The organism is Paracoccus sp. SM22M-07 (assembly GCF_001887735.1).
Lineage (GTDB): Bacteria > Pseudomonadota > Alphaproteobacteria > Rhodobacterales > Rhodobacteraceae > Paracoccus.
The window spans coordinates 1-20,105 of sequence record NZ_JPKW01000017.1; the positions used below are offsets into that span (position 1 = coordinate 1).

Here is a 20,105-nt window from a genome sequence, read left to right on the forward strand (position 1 = left end):
GTCGTCCCCGGCGGCCTGAAGATCGTCGAACTGGCCGACGGCGTCACCCAAGACCAGCTGCGCGCCGCAACCGACGCAAACATCGTCGAATGACGGGACATCTGCATCGGGTCCTTCCGGTGCAGACATCCATCACGAAAAGCAACAAGAGGGAACAGCCCCATGCACCAGGACGCACCGATGACCGCCGACCGGATCGAGGCCTTGTTCACCCAATCCGATCAGCGGTTTCTCTGCGCCCGTTGGGGGCGGCCCGTGGCGCCGGTGATCTTCGGCCTGGCCGATGAATCACTGAACATCTTTCGGGCCGCCATCAAGGCCGGCTTCGCCCATGCCGGCCACCCGGTGATCGAGACCGATCCCGAGATGGGCGCCAACCTGATGGTCTTCTTCCTGCGCAGCTGGGACGAGCTGAAGGACATCCCCGACCTTGCCCATCTGACCGGCGTCGCGGACCTGCCACAGCGGTTGGCCGGGGGCACGGCCGATCAGTACCGACTGTTCCGCTATGACGACCATGGCGGCATCCGGGCGTGCCTGACCTTCCTGAACATGTCGGGACCGCTGGCCGATGCCCATCCTGCCCTTCTGGCCGAACGCGTGATGATGCAATCGGCCCTGACCTTCGCCACGGATTTCACGGCTGACGGGCAGATGGCCGCGCTGATCCGCGCGGCCTATGATCCGGTCCTGCCCGTGGCCTCCGATCAGCCGACCCACGCATTGCGCCTTGCAGCGCGCGTGGCGGCGCAGGCCTAGGGGGTCAGGCCTTCGGGGTCGGGCAGGCCGTTGGCGCGCGCCGTGGCCGTCAGGGTGTTGGCCAGCAGGCAGGCGATGGTCATGGGGCCGACGCCCCCCGGCACGGGCGTCAGGGCGCCCGCCACCTGTTCGACCGATGCCTGATCGACATCGCCCACCAGCCCGTCTTCGGTCCGGTTGATGCCCACATCGATGACCGTCGCACCGGGCTTGATCCAGTCGCCCTTGACGAAACCGGCGCGACCGACCGCCGCCACCACGATATCCGCCTGACGACACAGCCCCGGCAGGTCGGCGGTGCGCGAATGGGCCACGGTGACCGTCGCACTGTCGCGCAGCAGCAGCTGGGCCATCGGCTTGCCGACGATATTGCTGCGCCCGATCACCACCGCGTTCTTGCCCGACAGCGAACCCAACCGGTCGCGTAGCAGCATCAGGCAGCCCAAGGGCGTGCAGGGCACCATGGCTTTTTGCCCGGTGGCCAGACGCCCGACATTCAGGATGTGGAACCCGTCCACGTCCTTTTCGGGAGCGATGGCATTGATGACGGCGGCCTCGTCCATATGATCCGGCAGCGGCAGCTGCACCAGAATGCCGTTTACCGCCGTATCGGCGTTCAGGCGCGCGACCAGCGCCAGCAGGTCGTCCTGCGCGGTATCGACGGGCAGCCGGTGTTCGAACGACTCCATGCCCACTTCGCGCGTCATCCGCCCCTTGGAGCGGACATAGACCTGGCTTGCCGGATCCTCGCCCACCAGAACCACCGCCAGACCGGGCCTGATGCCGCGTTCGGCCATGCCGGCCACCTCGGCTGCGATGCGCGTGCGAAGGCGGGCGGCAAAAGCCTTGCCGTCGATGATCTGGGCGGTCATGGGCGATCCTTGTTCAAGTGGCGTTCTTCCTGCGCGATGGCGGCCTCGATCAACGCGCGCCACAGCCGGTCATAGAGATCGGGGTCCAGCCCGTGTCGCAGGGCATGGGCGCGGATGTTGGCCACCACCTCCTCGACCCTTTCGGGAATGCGGGCGGGCCAGCCATTTCCCGCCTTGATGCGGGCCGCGCGATCGATCAGCGCATGGCGACGGGCCAGAAGCGCCATCAATTCGCCATCCAGCGCATCGATTTCCAGGCGCAGGGCGGGCATATCCGGAATGTCATCGGTCGGTGTCATGATGGCGACCCATTGCACTTTCGGACGCCGAATCGCAAGGGCCTCGGGCCTAGTCCTGGTCCTGCGCGACGATGGATCTGCGCAGTTTCCGGATCATCGCCTGCAACTGTTGCAATTCCTCCAGCGACATCCCCAATCCGGACACCACGCAGGACCGGATATGGCTGGAATGGGCCTGCAGCGCCCTTCCCTGATCCGTCAGCGACACGATGACCCGTCTTTCGTCCAAGGGATCGCGATTGCGCACCACAAGACCTGCAGCCTCGATCCGTTTGATCAGCGGGGTCAGGGTGCTGCTGTCCAGCCCAAGGCCGCCCCCGATCTGTCCGACCGTCTGGTCGTCCTGCGTCCACAGCGACATCAACACCAGATATTGCGAATAGGTAAGGCCAAGGGGGTCCAAGAGCGGCTTGTAGATCCGCCCGAAGGCCAGATTGACGGCATAGACGTCAAAGCAAAGCATGTCGTCGAACGGGGATTCTTTGATCTGGTTCATCCGAGCATTTTAGGTGGCGCGCGATTGGATCGCAACGATTGCTTTTATCCGCAAAGCTATTATATGTCGCGCTATCCATTATCGCGAAAGGTTAAGTCATGGTTACCAAGGTCCTGTATCGCACCGCTGCCGTCGCCTCTGGCGGGGGTCGCGACGGCCACACCGCGATCGACGATGGCAGCGCCGGGTTCGATCTGACCGTCCCGAAAGAACTAGGCGGCATGTCGGATGCGGGAATGAACCCCGAAAAGCTGTTTGCGCTGGGGTATTCGGCCTGCTTCATGGGGGCATTGCGCCATTACGCGGCCTCGCAGAAGGTGCAGGTTCCGGCGGATACGTCGGTCAAGGTTTCGGTGGGGATCGGCCCGCGCGATGATAACGGTTTCGGCCTGGACGTGCAGATCATCGTGGACCTGCCGGGCATGGACCGTGATCAGGCGCAGGACCTGATCCAGGGGGCGCATCACGTCTGCCCTTATTCGCATGCCACGGGCAGCACGCTGGCGATCACGCCGGTCTTGGCCTGAGGCCATGAAAAAGCCCCCGATCCTGTCCGGATCGGGGGCCTTCTTTTGTCAGGCCCTTCTGGCGGGCGTCACGCCGGTGCGGGATCGCCGCCGGGGTTCGGACCGGTTTTCGGCACCGCCGTCACCGAGGGGATCTTGGTCTTGGGCGTATCATCGTCATTGCTGTCCAGGGAATCGCCGCGGACGATCTTGCCGATCTCTTCGCCGGTCAGGGTCTCGTATTCCAGCAGGCCCTTGGCCAGACGCTCGAACTCGACCTCCTTTTCGACCAGAATGCGATAGGCTTCCTGATATCCGCTCTCGATCAGCTCGCGCACTTCCTGTTCGATCAGCTCCTTGGTGGCCGCCGAGACCGAGAAGCCGCCGGTGCTGCCGGAATAACCCTCATGCGCCTCGGCGTAATCGACGGCGCCGACCTTGTCGGACATGCCCCACCGCATCACCATGGCACGGGCCAGCTGGCTGGCCTGCTGGATATCGCCCGCGGGGCCGTTGGACACGCCTTCCTCACCATATTTGATGATCTCGGCGGCCTTGCCGGCCATCGTCATGATGATCTTCTGCTTGGCCTCGTCCTTGTGGAAGTTCAGGCGGTCCATCTCGGGCAGGCTGACGACCATGCCCAAGGCACCGCCGCGCGGAATGATCGTGGCCTTGTAGACCGGATCGCATTTGGGCAGCGACAGGCCGACAATGGCGTGGCCAGCCTCGTGATAGGCGGTCTTTTCCTTCTGCTCGGGCGTCAGGACCATGCTGCGGCGTTCGACACCCAGCATCACCTTGTCCTTGGCGCTCTCGAAGTCGGCCATGCTGACGAAACGGCGGCCGATCCGCGCGGCGGTCAGGGCGGCTTCGTTCACCAGGTTCATCAGGTCCGCACCGGAAAACCCTGGCGTGCCGCGGGCGATCAAACGCAGATCGACATCGGGACCCACGGGAACCTTGCGGGCATGGACCGAGAGGATCTTCTCGCGGCCCTTGATGTCGGGGTTCGGCACATGGATCTGGCGGTCGAAGCGGCCCGGACGCAGCAGCGCGGGGTCCAGCACGTCCTTGCGGTTGGTGGCCGCGATGATGATGATGCCTTCGTTGGCCTCAAAGCCGTCCATTTCGACCAGCAGCTGGTTCAGCGTCTGTTCGCGTTCATCATTGCCGCCGCCGATGCCCACGCCGCGGGCGCGGCCCACGGCGTCGATCTCGTCGATGAACAGGATGCAGGGCGAGGATTTCTTGGCCTGCTCGAACATGTCGCGCACACGGCTGGCGCCGACACCCACGAACATCTCGACGAAGTCCGACCCCGAGATGGTGAAGAACGGCACGCCGGCTTCGCCCGCGATGGCACGCGCCAGCAGCGTCTTACCGGTACCCGGAGGGCCGACCAGCAGCGCGCCTTTCGGGATCTTGCCACCAAGGCGGCTGAATTTCTGCGGATTGCGCAGGAACTCGACGATCTCTTCCAGCTCTTCCTTGGCCTCGTCGATGCCCGCGACGTCGTCGAAGGTCACGCGGCCATGCTTTTCGGTCAACAGCTTGGCCTTGGACTTGCCAAAGCCCATCGCGCCGCCCTTTCCGCCGCCCTGCATGCGGTTCATGAAGAAGATCCACACCCCGATCAGCAGGATGAACGGCAGCCAGACGCCGATCAGCGACATCAACCCCGAGCTTTGCTGCTTGACCACGCGGACATCGATGCCCTGCGCGATCAGCTTGTCGGTGATCTCCTCGCCCATCGGGCGCACGGTGGTATATTCCTGACCATCCGCGCCGGTCATGGCGACATCCTCACCATCGATGGTGACCGAGCTGACCTGTTCGTTCTGAACGCGCTGGATGAAGTCGGAATAGCTGATCTGGCGGCCATTCATGGCGGTCGAGCCGTCGCTGAACAGATTGAACAGGGCCAGAACCATCAGGAACAGAACCACCCAGAAGGCGAAATTTCGTGCGTTGCCCAAAACGGGTCCTCCGGCGGAATGCGGTTTGAATTGAAAATAGGGATTATCGCGACAGGTTCAATGCGCCTTCACCAGACTGCGGAAATCTGCCGCGCCCCTGAGGGCCGAAACCGTGATCCCCGGCACCTGTCGCAACAGCGGCGCGCCGATCAGGCGGTCCCCCTGCCATATCGCGGGGCTTGCGGCGGCCTCGTCCCGCAACAGGCCCGAATCACGCCAGCCAAGCTGCGGCAGCAGATCCGTCCCCAACATGGCCACATGCTGCCCGGGCTGCATTCCCATGATCCGCCAACGGCGGTCCCAGGTCTGCGTGCCCGAACCCGTCTCATGCACCGCATCGGCCCGCGCGGCCGCGGCGGCTTCGCGAGTCAGGCGCAGGCGTCCGCCCGCTGGCGACAGCATCACCCCGTCCAGCGTGACGCGCCCCTGCGACATCATCGCTTCCAGCGCATGCAGCAGCGTCGCCCGTCGCGGCGGATAGTCGGCCCCGCTGACCCAACGACAACCTGCGACTAGGATGCGCCGTCGGATCTCGGGCGGCGCCTCGCGCAGCTCGGACAGGGGCAGCGACAGGCTGCCGCGGTCGAACTGGGCGTCACGTGCGACCATCAGCGCGAAATCGCACAGGGCGTCGCGGGCATCCGCGATATGCTGCGCCGACCGCGCCAGACCGGCGATGTCCAGCCCAAGCGTCCCGATCGTCTGGCGCACGCGCACCCGGTCGAACTCGGCATTGTCATTGCTGGGATCGTCGATCCAGGAATGGCCGTTCCGGCCCAGCCATTGCCGCAAATCATCACGCCCGACCCCCAGCATGGGCCGCAGCCAGCGCATGTCGAAAGCATCGCGCCAGGGCGCCATCGCCGCCAACCCATCGATGCCCGATCCACGTTCCAGCCGCATGATCAGCGTTTCGGCCACGTCATCGGCCGTGTGCCCCAAGGCCACGGCGGGCAGGTTGTTGCGATGCGCCCATCCCGACAGCAACCGCAGACGCGCATCGCGGGCCTGGGCCATCAGATTGCCGACATCGGTCTGGCGCTGCCACAGCAGCACCGCGTGCGGCAAGGACAGGGCGCGGGCGGCCCGGGCGACGGCCTGCGCCTCGGCGGCGCTTTCAGGGCGCAGGCCGTGATCGACGGTTGCGACCATCAATTTGCGCCCCTTGGCCCAATCCGCGGCGACATGCATCATCGCGATGGAATCCCCGCCCCCCGACACCGCCAGCCCAAGCGCGGGCAAATCCCCCGCCAGCTTGTCCAGCGCGGCTTGGATCGTGGCGACGGGATCGGTCATCGCGGGGTCACTGGTATTCGGCCATGTCCGCCGCAGCTTCGGGATCCAGCGACGGGTCCAGAAGCGGGTCCAGCGCCCCCAGATCATCGACGCCACAACCCAATTCGGCGACGCGCTGTTCGGCGGTCGTGGCCTGCGGCGTGCCTGGGAAACGGGCGGGAACCTCGGCCAGGTACAGGCAGGCGGCGGTGGCATCGCCCTGCCCTTCGATCACCGTGGCGATGCCCAGCAGGCTTTCACCGGCGCGCGGGCCGTCAGGATCGGCGGCGAAACCTTCCAGCCAGGCGGCGGCGGCTTCGCGCGGCTGACCAGCCAGCTGCAAGGCCTGCCCCCGTAGGAACAGCGCCTCGGCGGTCAGGGGACCACCGGCATGGGTCTGGGCGACATTGGCGAACATCTGGGCGGCGCGGGCATGGTCGCCCTGCTCCAGCACGGCGCGGGCGGCGTCGAAATCCTCCTGCTCGCTGCGGGTTGCGGCGGGATCATCGCCGGATGACGGCGCCGGCGCGGCGGGGGCCACGTCCGGATTGCCACCCGCATGCGGGACGGTCGTCGTCAGGCTGGACAGGTCGCAGGTCTCGTCAATCTCGCACAGGCGGAATTCCAGGTCGGCCAGCTGACGGTCGGTGTCGCGGGACATGCTGTTGATGCGGTTCTGCAGACGCTCGGCCTGGTTGGTCAGCTGCATCAGGTGGCTTTCCATCGCATTCATGCGATCGATGGCCGATGCCCCGCCCGCCGCCTGAAAGCCCGCCGTCCCCGAAGCCCGCAATTCCGACCGCAAAGATTGCAACTGGCCGCGCAGATCCGACAGCTGGCCACGCAGATCGGCCAGCGTGGCCGCGTCGGGCGCAGCCCAGGCACCCCCGGCCAGCGACACCGCCAGCATCACCGAAAGCGCGGCCCGTCGGATCATGCGCCGACCCCGCTGTCGTTGACGACGGTCACGGCGCGGCGGTTCTTGGCATAGCAGGCTTCGTCCGAACAGGTCTCGGCGGGACGTTCCTTGCCGAAGGACAGCGTGCGGATGCGTCCGGGATCGACCCCTTGGGCCACCAGATATTCCTGCACCGCGCTGGCCCGACGGGCGCCCAAGGCCAGGTTGTATTCGCGCGTGCCGGTTTCTTCGGCATGGCCTTGGATGATGGCGGTGAAATTGCCGTTCTGCGAAAGCCAGGCCGCTTGGCGCGCCAGCACCGCGCGGGCATCGGATGTCAGGGTCGTCTGATCGACCGGGAACAGCACGGTATCGCCGACGGTCCCCTGGAAATACTGCGCCGTTGCCTGCGACCCAAGTGTGCCGCCATTCAGATCGCCCTGGAACACCGCGCCCCCGCCGACCGCGGCATAGGGATCGACCACGGGCGGCGCCACCGGCGGCGCTGGCTGGGCGCAGGCGGCCAAGGCCAGCAGGCACCCCGTCAATGCGGTCTTCGTCGCGATGTTCATCATGTCATCCTCATGGCATCAGGGGGCCCCAGGACGGATCCGAGGCGGCAAAATCCAGGTTCATCGGTCGCATGTTCCGCCCCGTGATGTCCACGGAATGCAACCTCGGCTGACCATTTCCCCCGGGGGTGACGCGCGTGAACATCACCACGCGGCCATTGGGCGCCCAGGTGGGACCTTCGTCCAGGAAGGACTGGGTCAGCATCTTTTCCGACGACCCGTCCGTGCGCATCACGCCGATGTGGAAGGTGCTGCCCATCTGCTTGGTAAAGGCGATCATGTCGCCCTTGGGGGACCAGACGGGCGCACCGTATCGCCCATCGGCAAAGCTGATGCGGGTCGGCTCTCCGCCTTCGATGGGCATAATGTAAAGCTGCGGCGTGCCCGAACGATCGCTTTCGAAGACGATGCGCTTGCCATCCGGGCTGAAGCTGGGCGAGGTCTCGATCGAGGGCGAGGTCGTCAGCGGCCGCTGCGCGCCGGTCGCCACATCCATCAGCCAGATGTCGGTATTGCCGCCATCTTCATGCGAATAGGCCACCCACCGCCCGTCGGGGCTGAAGGAGGGTGAAAACGCCATCGTGCCCTGGTCGATCGTCAACGGGCGCGACGTCACCGTGGCCACATCCATCAGCTGGATCTGCGGAAACCCGCTGTCATAGCTGGTGTAGAGCAGCTTGCGCCCGTCAGCCGAAAACTTGGGCGCCAGCACTAGGGACGAACTGTCCGTCATCCACAGGATGTTCGCGCCGTCGTAATCCATGACGCCGATGCGCTTGATGCGGGCGCTCTTGGGCCCGGTTTCCTGCACGAAGGCCACGCGGCTGTCGAAATAGGGCTTTTCCCCCGTCAGCCGGGCATAGACCTGATCGGCGATCTTGTGGGCGGCGCGGCGCCAATCGGCGGCGCGGGCGTCGAACTGCATCCCGTCGCCCTGCGGCTGCCCCGACACGACATCGTAAAGCCGGAACCGCACGCTGATGTTGTCGCCGTTCTGCGTCACTGCGGCCGAGACCATGGCCTGCGCGTCCACCGCGCGCCAATCCTCATAGCTGACGGCTTCGGCAAAGCTGGCGGGCTTGGCGACATGGCTTTCGGCGGGGATTTCGCGGAACAGGCCCGTGCCGGTCAGATCGTCGGCCACGACCCCGCGCACCCTGGCCGCCAGTTCGGTCGATCCGTGGAACTGGGGGATGGCGATGGTCATCGGCTCGATGACGCCATCGGTGATCTCGATGCGCAGGGGGGTGTCCTGCGCATGGGCCGCGCTGCCGATCACGCCGGTCGAAACCGACAGGGCCATCAGCAAGGCGGGTGCGAGGATAAGCTTGCGGAACATGACGTCCTCATTACCTTGGGTCGGGCGAAAGCGAAAGGCCGCCCTCGTCCCCTGTTATACTTAAAATTCAACGCCGTCGGGGCGGAAATCCACCACGACATCACGCCAGCGCCCGTATTTGGACGCAGGCAGGTCGAAACCCGCGCGCCCGCACATCAAAATGGCACGACGGGCAACCTCGAAGGCCTGCTGGGCGCCCGTTTCCGAACCACCGCGATAATCCACGATGCGCAGGCTGTTCTGGTCGGGCACCCCCTGCGGGGTCAGGCTGAAGCCCACCGACACCGTCATCCGCGACGCTTCGACCGACAGCGCCCCGACATTCCAGCAGTTCTGGATGGCAAAGCGCAGGCCTTCGCGTTCCGCAAATGACATCGGCTGGCCCATCGGCGCGGCGTTCGCGTCATCCTGACCGTCGCGAGTCTCGGGGGTGACGGGTACCAGCTGCATCAGGTCGCGCGGCGGCCCCGAGACGTCATTCTCCGTCCCCTCGCCGCCATTGCCGGCCATGGCGCCGGCCAGCGCCGCCGCCAGCGGGTCCTGCCCCGCCGAAGCGCCGCTGCCGCCTTCGATCGACTGGCGATCCCCACCAAAGGCATCCCCGGACGAGGCGCTGTCCTGCCCCTCGTTGCCCGCGCCGCCTTCTTGGGCCTCGCGCAGCGCATCTTCCAGCGCGCGCTGGTTCGCCTCCGCCTGCCGCGCGGCCTCACGGGCGGCTTCCGCCTCGGCTTGGCGTTCTGCCTCGGCCTGTCGTTCCGCTTCGGCCTGTCGCTGCGCTTCCGCCTCTCGGGCAGCCTCGGCCTCGCGCTCGGCCTGGGCCTGACGTTCGGCCTCGGCGCGGCGCTCTTCCTCGGCCTGACGCTCAGCTTCGGCCTGACGCTCGGCTTCCGCCTGGCGTTCGGCTTCAGCCTGACGCTCTTCCTCGGCAAGGCGTTCGGCCTCTTCCCGTGCGGCTGCCGCGCGACGCTCTTCGGCCTCCCGCTCCTCCGCCGCCTGCCGCTCGGCCTCCGCCTCGGCTTCCGCTTGGCGGGCCGCTTCGGCTTCTCGTTCGGCCTCGGCCTGACGCTCCGCTTCTGCACGGCGTTCTGCCTCTGCTTCCTGCTCTGCTGCGGCGCGACGCTCGGCTTCCTCGGCTGCAGCAGCCGCAGTTTCGCGTGCCTCTTCGGCGCGACGCTCTTCGGCGGCTTGCTCGGCGGCCTCGGCGGCGCGGCGTTCGGCCGCCTGCTCTGCCGCCTCTTGAGCCGCAAGGCGGGCCGCTTCCTCGCGGGCGGCATCCTGCGCGGCCTGCCTTTCGGCTTCCGCCTCGGCGGCACGTTCGGTGGCGGCGCGCTGTTCAGCCGCGCGGGCAGCCTCGGCAGCGGCCTGACGTCGGTTGAATTCCTCGACCAGACCCGCCGGGCGATCCTGCGGTCGCGGCGAGACATCCAGTGCCAGCGCCGAACGCGGTGCAACCGGCGCCGCTGCCGCATCAGGGGCCGCCGCAACCGGCTGGCTGGGTTGGGCCGCGGGTGCGGGCGCCGACGGCGCGGCGGGAATGCGCGGCGCGTCCTCGGGCTGCTGATCGGCAGCCGTGGCGGGCAGATCGGTCGCGACCTCGACCGGGTCGGCGGCTTCGAAATCGCTCAGATCCGGCACGGGCTCGGATGCGTCCGGCTCGGCCAGCTGCGCGGCATCGGCCGGCTGCGGGGGCTGGGCATCCACGGGCCGCGCCGTGCCATTGGCATCGACCTGCTGTTCGGACTGGTCGGCCACGGCCGAGGCATCGGCGCCCACCGGCCCCGCCCCCCGCGACGCCGCCGCCAGCCTTTCGAAATCGGACCCGCTGATCGTCGAAACCTGGGTCGAGCGCACCGGCGTGCTGGGCTGGGGCCGGAACAGCGCCCCGCCCACGATCGCCCAGAGGATCAGCGCCGCATGCGCGACCCCGGAAACCCAATAACCGGTGCGGCTCTCACGCTCATCCATGGGTCAGCCATCCATCCGGGGGCCGCCGGCCTCGGTGACAAGGACGATGTCGGTGATGCCGGCGGCGTTCAGCGCGCCCATGATCTGGACCACGCGCGCATAGGGGATCGCCCCGTCGGCACGCAGGAAGACCCGGCCCGACTGGCGATCGGCCAGAGCGGTGCGCAGTGCCGCCACGACCTGCGTGTCCTCGACCGGCTGATCCATGACCAGCATCTGCCCCTCGGCGGGGATCGAGATGACCAGCGGTTCCTCCTGCTCGGTCGGAACGGCATTGGCGGCGGTCTGCGGAAGGTTCAGCGGCACCCCCGCCGTCATCAGGGGTGCGGCGACCATGAAGATGACCAGCAGCACCAGCATCACGTCCACGAAGGGCGTGACGTTGATTTCCGACATCGGCTGGTTGCGCCGACGCCCCTTGCGGCTGACCCGTTTGACGACCGAGGACCCCATGACCTAGGCCTCGTCCATCTGGCGCGACAGCAGCGTCGAGAATTCGTCCGAGAACGCCTCCCACCCGCCGGTGATGCGTTCCGCGTCGCCCGACAGCTTGTTGTAGAAGACGACCGCCGGGATGGCCGCGACCAGACCCAATGCGGTGGCCAGCAGCGCCTCGGCGATGCCCGGCGCCACGACGGCCAGGCTGGTATCCTGGGACAGCGCGATGCCTTCGAAGGCGGTCTTGATGCCCCAGACGGTGCCGAAAAGACCGATGAAGGGCGCAGTGGACCCGACCGTCGCCAGGAAGGACAGGCCGCGGAACAGGCGCTGTTCCTCGCGTTGAATGGCGACATTCATCGCGCGGTCGATGCGACTGATGCCGCCCGGGATCAGTCGCCCATCGTCGCGGTGGCTGCGGCGCCATTCGGTCATGCCGGCGGCGAAGATCCGTTCCGACGCGCCCTTGGGACGGTCCCCCAGACGGTCATAGAGGTCGTCCAGCGGTTCACCCGACCAGAAGGCGCGGTCGAAACGGGCAGCCTCGGTGCGGGCGCGTGCGAAGACCATGAATTTCTGCACGATGATCGCCCAGGCCCAGAAAGAGGCCGCGATCAGGATGATCATGACGACCTGAACCGTCAGGGATGCGCGGAAGAACAACGCCATTGCCGAGAAATCGAGGGCCTCAGCGGCCTGAATGGGTTCCATAATCACTGCCTTATCATCAAGGATCGTCGGCCGCTTGCCGCGGCCTGCTGTTGCGCGTCTTTTACCGCGTTCCTAGCAACTGTTTCAGCCCCCGGCGCAACACAATGGCGTCACTTTTACGCAATGCGCAGCCGATATGCCGCAATCGCACGATAGGACGGGCGCAGCGCATCGGCCATTTCGGCCAATTCGCCCTGCAAGACGGGCAGCGGACCCTCGGGTCCGCCAAAGCCGGTCGAACGGTTCACGGCCTCGTACCAGACCGCGCCCCAGACGCCGTCCTCGGGGTGGGGACCGGGGGTCCAGGTCAGCATCGCAGGCGTGAATTCGATCCCGATGGCGGCGCAGAGGGCGCGCAACGCGCGGTCCGGGTCGCGGCGGATATCGGCACTGTCGATCACCACCGGGGCGGGGCCGCGTTCGGACATCTGGCGGAACATCTGCCACTGGCGATCAAAGCCCAGTTCGGCCGGATCGGGCAGACCGCGTTTCTGCGCGAAGGACGCAACCACCCGTTCGGGTTCGCGAATCAGAAAGACATTGGTCAGCCCATCGGTCCAATCCAGATCCATGTCGGGCAGCATGTGCTGGACCATGTGCTTCTGGTATTGCAGGGGCGCCGAGGCCCGCGTGGTCAGGTCTGGCAGCACGTCCCGCCAATTCGTCGGCTGGCTGGCGATGATCTCCTCGCGCATCGGGTGCGGCAGACCCGTCCGCATCAGGTAATGCGCATAGAAGGGCTCGTCCACGCAGGCGCAATCGCCGCGCGCGCCGAAACTGCGCATCATCGCCGTGGACAGGTTGCGCGGCCCCGACCACATGGCGATGCGCCGGGTCATGACCGCAGCGCCCCGGCAATGCCCGCAGGCAGGCGCACGGGGCGGCCCTTGCCGTCCAGGCAGGCGATGGTGACGCGGGCCGTGAACAGGGTTTCATCACCGCGCAGGACCTTCTGATCGACGACGACACGGGCCGCACTGCCCTGCGCCAGGTCTGTCGTGACCGTCAGCAGGTCGTCGAACCGGGCGGGGCGCAGGTAATCGGCCTCGACCCGCCGGACGGCAAAGACATGGCCCGTGGTCCGCTGCATCGCCAGCTGGTCGACGCCCAGTGTCCGCAGCCATTCGCTGCGCCCGCGTTCGATGAATTTCAGATAGTTGGCGTAATAGACGATACCGGCAAGGTCGGTATCCTCGTAATAGACGCGAAGGGTGATGTCATGGCTCATGGCGCGCAGGCTAAGGGGCCGAAGGCGCGGGTGCAATCGGCCTTACTCGGGGAACAGCGTCGCCTGACCGGGCGGGGTCGGCATGTCCAGCCCCAGATGCCGCCATGCGCGGGTCGCCAGCTGACGCCCGCGCGGCGTTCGTGCAATCAGGCCCTGTTGCAGCAGATAGGGCTCGATCACCTCCTCGATGGCGTCGCGGCTTTCCGACAGCGCCGCCGACAGCGTCTCGACCCCGACCGGGCCGCCGGCGTAATGCTGGGCCATCAGCGTCAGATAGCGGCGGTCCGCCCCGTCCAGGCCCAGATCATCCACACCAAGCCGGTTCAGTGCGATATCCGCGATCTCGCGCGTCAGGCGGCCGTTGCCTTCCACCAGCGCAAAGTCCACCACACGGCGCAACAGGCGGCCCGCGATGCGGGGCGTGCCACGGGCGCGGCGGGCGATCTCCATCGTGCCTTCGGGGTCTGCGCCGATCCCCATCAGGCGCGCCCCGCGCTGCACGATCAGATCCAGTTCGGCGATTTCATAGAATTGCAGGCGCGTGGGAATGCCGAAGCGGTCGCGCAGCGGCGTCGTCAGCAGGCCAAGCCGCGTCGTCGCCCCAACCAGCGTGAAGGGCTGCAATTCGATGCGGACCGTGCGGGCGGCAGGGCCTTCACCGATCACCAGGTCCAGCTCGAAATCCTCCATCGCCGGATAGAGGACTTCCTCGACCGCCGGGTTCATGCGGTGGATCTCGTCGATGAACAGGACGTCGCGCGCCTCAAGGTTGGTCAGGATCGCCGCCAGGTCCCCGGCCCGCGCGATCACCGGCCCCGAGGTCATGCGGAAATTTACGCCCAGTTCGCGCGCCATGATCTGGGCCAAGGTGGTCTTGCCCAAGCCCGGCGGGCCGAAGAACAACGTGTGGTCCATGGCCTTGCCGCGCATCTTGGCGCTTTCGATGAACACCTTCAGGTTGGCACGCGCTTCGGCCTGTCCGACGAATTCGGACAGGTTCTGCGGCCGCAGGGCGCGGTCCTCGGCATCACCCTCCAGCTTTTCGGGGCGCAGATCGGGGTCGGGATGGGTCATCAATCGCTCCAGGGACCCTCGCGGCGGCTGGTGCCGCTGCGGGGAATGCGGGTGCTGGCCGAAGGTACGGAGGGGCCGGGCGTCTTCGTGTCCCGCATGGCCATCAGCCGGGCAATGCGCTCCTCGGTCGGGGGATGTGTCGTGAACAGCTTGTCCATCCGCAGGCCGGACAGGGGGTTGATGATGAACATCGCCGCCGCGGCAGGATTGCGTTCGGCAGGCATGTTGACCGTGCGCCCCGCCGCGGTCGCGATGCGCTGCAAGGCAGATGCCAAGGCCCGCGGCTGGCCGCAGATCTGGGCACCGGTCGCGTCGGCCTCGTATTCGCGGGCGCGCGAAATGGCCATCTGCACCATGGTCGCGGCCAAAGGCGCCAGGATCATCGCGGCGATCGAACCCAACATCCCGCCCCGATCGTCGCGGCGGGTGAAGATCATCATGTTGCCCATCATGGCGATGGCACCGGCCATCGTGGCGGTGATGGTCATGGTCAGCGTGTCGCGATGCTTGATATGGGCCAGCTCATGCGCGAGCACACCGGCCAGTTCGTCGGCCGTCAGCGTATTCACCAGCCCCTGCGTCACGGCGACGGCGGCATTTTCGGGATTTCGTCCCGTGGCAAAGGCATTGGGCTGTTCGGTCGGCAGCAGATAAAGCTTGGGCATGGGCAGGCCCGCACGATCGGCAAGATCGGCCGTCATCCGGTGCAGGGCGGCGCCCTGCGTGGGCGACAGTTCGACGGCACCCTGCTGGCGCAGGACCATCTTGTCGCTGTTCCAATAGCTGAAAAAATTCATGCCCCCTGCGATCAGGAAGGCGATGATCACACCCCCCTGCCCGCCCATCATCCAGCCAAGCGCCATGACCAGGGCGGTCATGGCGGCCATCAGCAAGAAGACCTTCGCGTTGCCTGCCATCTGTGCTTCCTCTTGGATCAATCCTTGGGCGCCAAGGCCCTCAGCGCCGCGCGGATCAACGCCTGCATGGTCGCCGCGGGTTCCCGTGCCTGCGCCTCGGCCACGGCCCCGGCCGCTTCGGACGGACCATAGCCCAGGTTCGTCAGCGCCGACAGCGCATCCGCCATGGCCTGCCCCGCATGCGCATCATCGGCAGCCGGGCGCGCCTTGGTGCCGGGGATCGACCCCGGCGCCAAGGCGGCGGACGCGCCGGGCTCGATGCCCGGCTCGTCCGCACCCCCGCCGGCCATCTGTGCGCCGGCATCAACCGTGAAGCTGCCGCCCAAGGCCATCACCGAGGGCGCCTTGTCCTTCAGTTCCAGCACGATGCGCTGCGCCAGTTTGGGCCCCACCCCGTTTGCCTTGCGCACGGATGCCCAATCGCCCAATGCGATGGCCCGGCCCAAGCCTTCGGGACCAAGCGTGCCAAGGATCGCCAGCGACACCTTGGCGCCCACACCCTGCACGCTGGTCAGCAACCGGTGCCATTCCTTTTCCAACATCGTGGTAAAGCCAAAGAGCTGCAGCAGATCCTCGCGGACGACCAGCTCGGTATAGAGCGCCACCGCCTGCCCGACGGGCGGCAGCCCCGCCCCCGTCCGTTCGCTGACATGCACGATGTAACCCACGCCCCGCACATCGATCAGCACGTGATCCTGGGCGCGGTGGATGATGATCCCGGCGATCCGACCGATCATGCCGCACCAGCCTTGGGTTGCGCCACGCGCAGGCTGCGGCCCTGCAGGTGCCGGGCATGGCAGATGGCGATGGCCAGCGCATCGGCGGCATCCGGGCTTTCGAACTGAACCCCGGCCAGCTGGACGCGCACCATATGCTGCACCTGCTCCTTGCCGGCATGCCCAACGCCCACGACCGTCTTCTTGACCGCGTTCGGGGCATATTCACCGACCGTGATCCCCGCCTCGGCCGGGGCCAGCAATGCGACGCCGCGGGCCTGTCCCAGTTTCAGCGTTCCGGTCGCGTCCTTGTTGACAAAGGTCTGTTCCACGGCAGCTTCATCGGGTTGATGCGTGGCGATCACCGCGCAAAGCCCGCGGAACAGGACCGACAGACGCGCACCCAGAGTTTGATCGCCGTCCGAGTGGATGACGCCATTGGCGACATGGCGGATGCGGGACCCGTCCACCTGGATGATCCCCCATCCCATGTTGCGCAGACCGGGATCGATGCCCAAGACCTTCATGCTGCCCCCTTTTTTTCCATGACTAGCACGAAGCGCGAACATCCGCCAAGGCGCTATTCCTCCAGCACATCCAGCACGCCGGGAACGGCCCGCAGCGCCTGACGCGCCGGGGTGGTCAGGGGGGCGTCGTTCGCGATTTCGATCTCGATGACCTCGTCGCCTTCGCGCAGGCGCAGACGCACCGGACCGCGCGACCGCGAGGGCACGATGATGTCGCTGCGGATGCGGCCCAGAACCTCGGCCAGGCGCGGAATGGTGTCGGCGCCCTGCATCTCGACGGCCAAGCACCCGGCGCCCGCATCCGCCACCGCGTCTTCCAGCGCCGTCACGGAATTGGCCAGCATCTTGACCTGATCGCCCGATGGTTCGACCTTGACCTGCAGAACGACGTTCTGGCCCGGTTCCAGCCTGTCACGCGACGCGTTCAGCAGGTCGGAAAACACCGTGACCTCATAGAGCCCGGTCGGGTCGGACAGGCTGACAAAGGCGTATTGCGTGCCCTTGGCGGATTTGCGTTCCATGCGCGCCGCGACGGTGCCCGCGATCTGGGCGACCAGGGGACCGCCCAAGGCCTCCTGGCTGATCTCGGCCAGGGTCTGGACCTTCTTGCGGCGCAGCGCCGGGATGTAATCGTCCAGCGGATGGCCGGACAGATAGAAACCAACGGCCTTGTGCTCCTCGGCCAGCTTTTCGGCTGGCAGCCAGATGCCGGCGATGGGTACGCGCGGGGGGGGCAGATCCTCTCCGCCGCCGAACAGCGATGTCTGGTTGGAACTGGCCTGTTCCTGGACCGCCGCCGACCAGGCGACCAGCCCGTCCAGCGACTTCATGACCCGCGCCCGGTTGTCGTCCAGCTGGTCGAAGGCGCCCGCACGGGCCAGCATCTCCAGCGGGCGCTTGCCGACACGCTTCATGTCGACGCGGCGGGCGAAATCGAACAGGTCGCGGAACGGCTCGTCGCCCCGCGCGGTGTCGATCAGCTTCATGGCGTCCAGACCGACGCCCTTCAGCGCGCCCAGGGCATAGTGGATGCGCCCCTGCCTGACGGTGAAGGTCGGCGCCGAGCGGCTGACGCAGGGCGGCACGATCTCGATCCCCATCCGGTCGCATTCGCGCTTATAGATCGCCAGCTTGTCGGTCAGGTGGATGTCGCAGTTCATCACCGCGGCCATGAATTCCACCGGGTGGTTCGCCTTCAGCCACGCCGTCTGATAGCTGACCACGGCATAGGCCGCCGCGTGCGATTTGTTGAAGCCGTAATTGGCAAATTTCTCCAGCAGGTCGAAGACCTCTCCGGCCTTCTTTTCGGGGACCTTGTTCTCGATCGAACCCTTGATGAATTTCGGGCGCTCCTTGGCCATCTCGGCGGCGATCTTCTTGCCCATGGCGCGGCGCAGCAGGTCGGCCCCGCCCAGGGAATATCCCGCCATGACCTGGGCGATCTGCATCACCTGTTCCTGATAGACGATGATGCCCTGCGTTTCTGCCAGGATGAAATCGATGCTGGGATGGACCGATTCCAGATCGCGCAGCCCGTTCTTGACCTCGCAATAGGTCGGGATGTTCTCCATCGGGCCGGGACGGTACAGCGCCACCAGCGCCACGATATCCTCGATGCAGGTGGGCTTCATGCGGCGCAGCGCGTCCATCATGCCGCTGGATTCCACCTGGAAGACCGCAACCGTGCGGGCGCTGGCGAACAGGTCATAGCTGGCCTTGTCATCCAGCGGGATCAGGTTGATCTGGTTTTCCGTCCCCGGCGTCGGGTCGTAAAGCTGCCGCCCGTCGGCTGCGATGTGCAGCGGCCGCCCGCCCCCGTTGATCAGGTCCACCGCGTTCTGGATGACGGTCAGCGTCTTCAGACCCAGGAAATCGAACTTGACCAGCCCGGCCTGTTCCACCCATTTCATGTTGAACTGCGTCGCCGGCATGTCCGAGGCCGGATCGCGGTACAGCGGCACCAGCCGGTCCAGCGGACGGTCCCCGATGACGACCCCCGCCGCGTGGGTGGAGGCGTTGCGGTAAAGCCCCTCCAGCTGTTCGGCGTAATCCAGCAGACGTGCCACGACCTCCTCGCGCGCGGCCTCGCGCAGGCGGGGTTCGTCGGCACGGGCCTTGGTGATGCTGACGGGCTTCACGCCCTCGACGGGGATCATCTTGGACAGGCGGTCCACCTGCCCGAAGGGCAGCTGCAGCACCCGACCCACGTCGCGCACGGCGGCCTTGGACAGCAGCGCGCCAAAGGTGATGATCTGGCCAACCTTGTCGGCCCCGTACTTGCCCTGCACGTAACGGATCACTTCTTCCCGACGGTCCATGCAGAAGTCGATGTCGAAATCGGGCATGCTGACCCGTTCGGGGTTCAGAAAGCGTTCGAACAGCAGGCTGTAACGCAGCGGGTCAAGGTCGGTGATGGTCAGCGCATAGGCGACCAGCGACCCGGCCCCCGAACCCCGCCCCGGCCCGACCGGAATGCCCTGATCCTTGGCCCAGCCGATGAAATCCGCCACGATCAGGAAGTATCCGGGAAAGCCCATCTGCTCGATGATGCCCAGTTCGAAATCCAGGCGGGCGTGATAATCCTCGACGCTGACGGCATGGGGGATGACCTTCAGCCGCGCCTCGAGGCCCTCGCGGGCCTGACGCCGCAGTTCGGCGACCTCGTCATCGGCGAATTTCGGCAGGATCGGCGCGTGCTTGGCCACGGCAAAGGCGCAGCGGCGGGCGATCTCGACCGTGTTGTCGATCGCCTCGGGCAGGTCGGCGAACAGGACCGCCATTTCCTGCGGCGTCTTGAAATAATGCTGCGGCGTCAGGCGGCGTCGGGGCTGGGACTGGTCGACATAGGCCTTTTCCGCGATGCAGATCAGCGCGTCATGCGCTTCGTACATGGTGGATTTCGGGAAATAGACGTCGTTCGTGGCCACCAGCGGCAGATCGCGCGCATAGGCCAGGTCGATCAGCCCGGCCTCGGATGCGGCTTCGGCCAGCATCAACTGGCCGTTTTCGCCCGGATGGCGTTGCAGTTCCACATAGAGCCGCGTGGGGAACGCCTTGGCCAGCCTATCGGCCAGCGCGGCGGCCTTGTCGGCCTGCCCCTGCGCGATCAGCAACCCCAGGGGACCCGTCGCGCCGCCGGTCAGGCAGATCAATCCTTCGGACCGTTCGCACAATTCCTCGACCGTCACATGCGGCAAGGCACCCCCGTCCCGCAGGTAAAGGCACGAGGATAGCGACATCAGGTTCAGCCATCCCGCCTGGTTCTGCGCCAACAGGACGACCGGCCCGGTGGCCTCGCCCTGCAGCGTCACCTGGCAACCGACGATGGGCTGCACGCCCTTGTCGCGGGCCTTCACGCTGAATTCCAGCGCCGCGAACATGTTGTTGCTGTCGGTCAGCGCGACCGCCGGCATGCCGGCATCTGCCGCCAAACTGGGCAGTTTGCCTACGGGAATGGCACCTTCCAGCAACGAATGCTCGGAATGTGTGCGAAGGTGGATGAATCGAGGGGATTTTTCGGCCATGATCGGGACA

General features: G+C 66.5%; 20 protein-coding genes and 1 pseudogene. 3 read left to right on the plus strand and 18 right to left on the minus strand.

Annotation, left to right across the window (positions count from 1 at the left end; genetic code table 11):
* Both IE00_RS19910 and IE00_RS17200 read left to right on the plus strand, forming a co-directional pair.
* A pseudogene (locus tag IE00_RS19910) lies at positions 1 to 93 on the plus strand (succinyl-CoA--3-ketoacid-CoA transferase); the annotation flags it as partial.
* 69 nt (positions 94 to 162) lie between these two features.
* Positions 163 to 759 carry a hypothetical protein gene (locus tag IE00_RS17200; RefSeq protein WP_240493981.1) on the plus strand — a complete coding sequence of 199 codons (597 nt, stop codon included), beginning with the start codon at positions 163 to 165 and terminating at the stop codon, positions 757 to 759.
* Here the strand turns inward: IE00_RS17200 and folD are convergent.
* From folD to IE00_RS17215, 3 genes are read right to left on the minus strand one after another with little or no spacing between them, the layout of a single operon-like run.
* Entirely contained in the window at positions 756 to 1,631 is an 876-nt protein-coding gene (folD, locus tag IE00_RS17205; RefSeq protein WP_072298426.1) for a bifunctional methylenetetrahydrofolate dehydrogenase/methenyltetrahydrofolate cyclohydrolase FolD, read from the minus strand. The genes IE00_RS17200 and folD overlap by 4 nt on opposite strands.
* The gene (locus IE00_RS17210) at positions 1,628 to 1,930 is read right to left on the minus strand and encodes a chorismate mutase (RefSeq protein WP_072298427.1); all 303 of its coding nucleotides are present in this window, start codon (positions 1,928 to 1,930) and stop codon (positions 1,628 to 1,630) included. Before IE00_RS17210 ends, folD begins: the two co-directional genes overlap by 4 nt.
* A 49-nt stretch (positions 1,931 to 1,979) precedes the next feature.
* Positions 1,980 to 2,426 (minus strand): MarR family winged helix-turn-helix transcriptional regulator, encoded by a 447-nt coding sequence (locus IE00_RS17215; protein WP_072298428.1) that lies wholly within the window; start codon positions 2,424 to 2,426, stop codon positions 1,980 to 1,982.
* A gap of 98 nt (positions 2,427 to 2,524) precedes the next feature.
* On the opposite strand from IE00_RS17215, the gene IE00_RS17220 reads away from it, so the two are divergent.
* Entirely contained in the window at positions 2,525 to 2,953 is a 429-nt protein-coding gene (locus IE00_RS17220) for an organic hydroperoxide resistance protein (RefSeq protein WP_072298429.1), read from the plus strand.
* Positions 2,954 to 3,021: 68 nt separating this feature from the next.
* Here the strand turns inward: IE00_RS17220 and ftsH are convergent, their stop codons facing one another.
* The 15 genes from ftsH to dnaE all read right to left on the minus strand — a co-directional run bounded on the left by ftsH (position 3,022) and on the right by dnaE (position 20,095).
* A complete protein-coding gene (ftsH, locus tag IE00_RS17225) occupies positions 3,022 to 4,911 on the minus strand; it encodes an ATP-dependent zinc metalloprotease FtsH (protein WP_072298430.1) in 1,890 nt (629 codons plus the stop codon).
* Positions 4,912 to 4,968: 57 nt separating this feature from the next.
* Positions 4,969 to 6,207, minus strand: coding sequence for a tRNA lysidine(34) synthetase TilS (gene tilS, locus IE00_RS17230; protein ID WP_072298431.1), 1,239 nt, complete (start codon positions 6,205 to 6,207; stop codon positions 4,969 to 4,971).
* Positions 6,208 to 6,214: 7 nt separating this feature from the next.
* The gene (locus IE00_RS17235) at positions 6,215 to 7,123 is read right to left on the minus strand and encodes a tetratricopeptide repeat protein (RefSeq protein WP_240493983.1); all 909 of its coding nucleotides are present in this window, start codon (positions 7,121 to 7,123) and stop codon (positions 6,215 to 6,217) included.
* Positions 7,120 to 7,656, minus strand: a complete 537-nt coding sequence (pal, locus tag IE00_RS17240) for a peptidoglycan-associated lipoprotein Pal (RefSeq protein ID WP_072298465.1) — start codon at positions 7,654 to 7,656, stop codon at positions 7,120 to 7,122. Before pal ends, IE00_RS17235 begins: the two co-directional genes overlap by 4 nt.
* Before the next feature lie 10 nt (positions 7,657 to 7,666).
* Complete coding sequence (gene tolB / locus IE00_RS17245; RefSeq protein WP_072298432.1) at positions 7,667 to 8,995, minus strand: Tol-Pal system beta propeller repeat protein TolB; 1,329 nt, start codon at positions 8,993 to 8,995, stop codon at positions 7,667 to 7,669.
* Between the two features lie 60 nt (positions 8,996 to 9,055).
* Complete coding sequence (locus IE00_RS17250; RefSeq protein WP_072298433.1) at positions 9,056 to 10,960, minus strand: hypothetical protein; 1,905 nt, start codon at positions 10,958 to 10,960, stop codon at positions 9,056 to 9,058.
* Positions 10,961 to 10,963: 3 nt separating this feature from the next.
* On the minus strand, positions 10,964 to 11,413 hold the full coding sequence (gene tolR, locus IE00_RS17255; protein ID WP_072298434.1) for a protein TolR: 450 nt from the start codon (positions 11,411 to 11,413) through the stop codon (positions 10,964 to 10,966).
* Positions 11,414 to 11,416: 3 nt separating this feature from the next.
* Complete coding sequence (gene tolQ / locus IE00_RS17260; protein WP_072298435.1) at positions 11,417 to 12,109, minus strand: protein TolQ; 693 nt, start codon at positions 12,107 to 12,109, stop codon at positions 11,417 to 11,419.
* Between the two features lie 116 nt (positions 12,110 to 12,225).
* Positions 12,226 to 12,948: a sulfotransferase family protein gene (locus tag IE00_RS17265; RefSeq protein WP_072298436.1), complete on the minus strand. Its 723-nt coding sequence runs from the start codon at positions 12,946 to 12,948 to the stop codon at positions 12,226 to 12,228.
* Positions 12,945 to 13,337 carry a tol-pal system-associated acyl-CoA thioesterase gene (gene ybgC / locus IE00_RS17270; protein WP_072298437.1) on the minus strand — a complete coding sequence of 131 codons (393 nt, stop codon included), beginning with the start codon at positions 13,335 to 13,337 and terminating at the stop codon, positions 12,945 to 12,947. The genes IE00_RS17265 and ybgC overlap by 4 nt, the downstream gene beginning before the upstream one ends.
* Positions 13,338 to 13,379: 42 nt before the next feature.
* Positions 13,380 to 14,411 (minus strand): Holliday junction branch migration DNA helicase RuvB, encoded by a 1,032-nt coding sequence (gene ruvB, locus IE00_RS17275; RefSeq protein ID WP_072298438.1) that lies wholly within the window; start codon positions 14,409 to 14,411, stop codon positions 13,380 to 13,382.
* On the minus strand, positions 14,411 to 15,328 hold the full coding sequence (htpX, locus tag IE00_RS17280; RefSeq protein WP_072298439.1) for a zinc metalloprotease HtpX: 918 nt from the start codon (positions 15,326 to 15,328) through the stop codon (positions 14,411 to 14,413). The genes ruvB and htpX overlap by 1 nt, the downstream gene beginning before the upstream one ends.
* Before the next feature lie 17 nt (positions 15,329 to 15,345).
* The gene (gene ruvA, locus IE00_RS17285; protein WP_072298440.1) at positions 15,346 to 16,065 is read right to left on the minus strand and encodes a Holliday junction branch migration protein RuvA; all 720 of its coding nucleotides are present in this window, start codon (positions 16,063 to 16,065) and stop codon (positions 15,346 to 15,348) included.
* Positions 16,062 to 16,571, minus strand: a complete 510-nt coding sequence (gene ruvC, locus IE00_RS17290; protein WP_072298441.1) for a crossover junction endodeoxyribonuclease RuvC — start codon at positions 16,569 to 16,571, stop codon at positions 16,062 to 16,064. Before ruvC ends, ruvA begins: the two co-directional genes overlap by 4 nt.
* A gap of 53 nt (positions 16,572 to 16,624) precedes the next feature.
* Positions 16,625 to 20,095 (minus strand): DNA polymerase III subunit alpha, encoded by a 3,471-nt coding sequence (gene dnaE / locus IE00_RS17295; protein WP_072298442.1) that lies wholly within the window; start codon positions 20,093 to 20,095, stop codon positions 16,625 to 16,627.
* Positions 20,096 to 20,105 lie beyond the last annotated feature (10 nt).

Coding starts and splice junctions, on each gene's coding strand:
- IE00_RS17200 (WP_240493981.1), top strand. CDS start 163: ATGCACCAGGACGCACCGATGACCGCCGACCGGATCGAGGCCTTGTTC.
- folD (WP_072298426.1), bottom strand. CDS start 1,631: ATGACCGCCCAGATCATCGACGGCAAGGCTTTTGCCGCCCGCCTTCGC.
- IE00_RS17210 (WP_072298427.1), bottom strand. CDS start 1,930: ATGACACCGACCGATGACATTCCGGATATGCCCGCCCTGCGCCTGGAA.
- IE00_RS17215 (WP_072298428.1), bottom strand. CDS start 2,426: ATGAACCAGATCAAAGAATCCCCGTTCGACGACATGCTTTGCTTTGAC.
- IE00_RS17220 (WP_072298429.1), top strand. CDS start 2,525: ATGGTTACCAAGGTCCTGTATCGCACCGCTGCCGTCGCCTCTGGCGGG.
- tilS (WP_072298431.1), bottom strand. CDS start 6,207: ATGACCGATCCCGTCGCCACGATCCAAGCCGCGCTGGACAAGCTGGCG.
- IE00_RS17235 (WP_240493983.1), bottom strand. CDS start 7,123: ATGATCCGACGGGCCGCGCTTTCGGTGATGCTGGCGGTGTCGCTGGCC.
- pal (WP_072298465.1), bottom strand. CDS start 7,656: ATGAACATCGCGACGAAGACCGCATTGACGGGGTGCCTGCTGGCCTTG.
- tolB (WP_072298432.1), bottom strand. CDS start 8,995: ATGTTCCGCAAGCTTATCCTCGCACCCGCCTTGCTGATGGCCCTGTCG.
- IE00_RS17250 (WP_072298433.1), bottom strand. CDS start 10,960: ATGGATGAGCGTGAGAGCCGCACCGGTTATTGGGTTTCCGGGGTCGCG.
- tolR (WP_072298434.1), bottom strand. CDS start 11,413: ATGGGGTCCTCGGTCGTCAAACGGGTCAGCCGCAAGGGGCGTCGGCGC.
- tolQ (WP_072298435.1), bottom strand. CDS start 12,109: ATGGAACCCATTCAGGCCGCTGAGGCCCTCGATTTCTCGGCAATGGCG.
- IE00_RS17265 (WP_072298436.1), bottom strand. CDS start 12,948: ATGACCCGGCGCATCGCCATGTGGTCGGGGCCGCGCAACCTGTCCACG.
- ybgC (WP_072298437.1), bottom strand. CDS start 13,337: ATGAGCCATGACATCACCCTTCGCGTCTATTACGAGGATACCGACCTT.
- ruvB (WP_072298438.1), bottom strand. CDS start 14,411: ATGACCCATCCCGACCCCGATCTGCGCCCCGAAAAGCTGGAGGGTGAT.
- htpX (WP_072298439.1), bottom strand. CDS start 15,328: ATGGCAGGCAACGCGAAGGTCTTCTTGCTGATGGCCGCCATGACCGCC.
- ruvA (WP_072298440.1), bottom strand. CDS start 16,065: ATGATCGGTCGGATCGCCGGGATCATCATCCACCGCGCCCAGGATCAC.
- ruvC (WP_072298441.1), bottom strand. CDS start 16,571: ATGAAGGTCTTGGGCATCGATCCCGGTCTGCGCAACATGGGATGGGGG.
- dnaE (WP_072298442.1), bottom strand. CDS start 20,095: ATGGCCGAAAAATCCCCTCGATTCATCCACCTTCGCACACATTCCGAG.